Below are 1,868 nucleotides of genomic sequence, written 5' to 3'. Positions count from 1 at the left end.
AAGAAGATTTACAAAAGACTGCGAATGCACTTGGATTGGAAATTAGGATTGCCCACTATCCTCCTTATACCTCCAAGTATAATCTCATTGAACATCGTTTTTTTCCTCATGTGACTCGTGCTTGTGAAGGTGTTGTATTTGACTCGGTTGAAACAGTTAAAACATTGATTTCTAGAACATCAACGTCAAAAGGACTAACAACAATTGTTCACATACTCGACAAAATATACGAGACAGGACGAAAATATGCCGCTGACTTCAAAGAAATAATGCCGATTGTATTTGATACACATTTACCAAAATGGAATTACCGTGCAATTCCTCAAGAATAATTAATATCGGGAAGTTGTTTCGTGCTTATTCCTTAGGCGTAACAAGCCTTTTCTAAGTTCTACGCCTTGCTCTGCATTTTCAGGAGAAAGAGTAATTAGTTGTGTCTGGCCATTGATTTGTACATGGCCTAGTTTAGTTTCAGCTAGACTATCAAGACGCCAGCCCTGAGTTATCTGGCCGTTTATCTTGTCTTGTATGGTATAGCCAGTACCTGCAAAATCTAGCCATAGATCACGTGAGATGGATAAATTATTGGGCTCAGGCTGAGGGTCTCCACGTCTAATAACTTTAAAATGCATGCTGTCGCCCTGCTTGACAAGAAAAGCAGGCAAATTTCGCCATTGTGTTGGAGTATTGCTTTGGCTGGGGTCTATGGCTGGAACTTGTTCAATTTCAACGAGGCGCAGATGTGTCTGTGCAGCAAAACTCCATATTTCGGTGGCTGGCCACTCAGGATCATTAATAGCTAAATTTAAGTCTTTCAGTTCTGTAGGGTATTGTGTTTTTAATTCAATATGCCAGCGTCCGGGGCGTACCTGAACTAAAAGGCTGCCATCAGCTTCGAGCCTTGCTGGTAAAGTACTTGTTAAACTAATAGGAATAAACCCATTGAATAGGGTGTAAGGTAAGGTAATTTCACGTTGCTTGCCAGAAACCTCAAGTGATAAGTAGGTTGTAAGTTGTAAGGGAGTGCTGTCATAAATTTTCCTAAAGACCTGTAGATTTAACTGATCAGTGCGGTGTTCAGGCTTAGTGATACCCAGGTCACTAGTTTTAAGCCAGAGCTTCTGGTTTTTAATAGTAGGATACAGGATGGATTTATTAAGGACGGTAACAGAAATAATTCCTGTATTATCAGGAATAGCAAGACTATCAGGAATAGAGTCCCAGGAAAATGAACCCTGAATTAAATGATGCCCTGTATCAAGCTTGATAGCAGGATGATTGTTCCTACTGATGACCAAGGCAGGTTTATTGTTAACGGTTACATTTTGCGGCCAATGATGAGTGCTGCCTGGTAGTGTGATATAGCTTTGATTGTATAGTTGCCAGTCACTAGAGAAAGTACCACTCTGGTTTTCTAACTCTAAATTTAAATGGCTAGGCCATGCACAGTATTTTTGCTGATGATTATTGTAAAAAAAAGGGCACTTATACTTAGGCTTATCAACGAGTACCCAATCTACCCAGGGTAGTAATGCCTTAGGTATTGCAGCAGTATCGCTAGCATGTGCATGCAAAGGTAGTAGAGTGAATAAAGCAAATATCCATGTAAACAAAGACATAGTGAGAGGCCCCCTTTCTATATAGTGTAATCTGGATTTTATATCATATAGACAAGGGATAAAATCAATTCTTTATCTAATTATTATATTTGAATGATTGCACTATAGCTGTAAGGGGTGGAGCAGGGTTAACAATATAGTGTTGACCGGTAGTATCAATAAAGCTGTAGTTAAATGCTGCGTATGCATTAACTTCTAAGTCACTCGCTTAAAATCAGGGAAACGGAGCCTAAGCGGAGTGATGATTTT

The 1,868-nt window shown here is 39.6% G+C and carries 2 protein-coding genes; one reads left to right on the top strand and one right to left on the bottom strand.

Translation table 11 applies throughout. From position 1 onward, the window contains the following. On the top strand, positions 1 to 332 hold a 332-nt coding region (locus CDZ78_RS19940; protein WP_444979222.1), incomplete at its 5' end, for an ISAzo13-like element transposase-related protein. Here the strand turns inward: CDZ78_RS19940 and CDZ78_RS19935 are convergent. Beyond that, on the bottom strand, positions 333 to 1,619 hold the full coding sequence (locus tag CDZ78_RS19935) for a hypothetical protein (RefSeq protein ID WP_087871519.1): 1,287 nt from the start codon (positions 1,617 to 1,619) through the stop codon (positions 333 to 335). It abuts the gene before it with no gap. Positions 1,620 to 1,868 lie beyond the last annotated feature (249 nt).

Origin of the sequence: Bathymodiolus platifrons methanotrophic gill symbiont (assembly GCF_002189065.1) — a bacterium.
GTDB lineage: Bacteria > Pseudomonadota > Gammaproteobacteria > Methylococcales > Methylomonadaceae > Methyloprofundus.
The sequence above is the reverse complement of the archived record's forward strand: the minus strand, read 5'-3'. Positions and strand labels throughout refer to the sequence as shown.

Bases quoted from the DNA above. Each gene is read 5' to 3' on its own strand.
- CDZ78_RS19935 (WP_087871519.1), bottom strand. From the start codon at position 1,619: ATGTCTTTGTTTACATGGATATTTGCTTTATTCACTCTACTACCTTTG.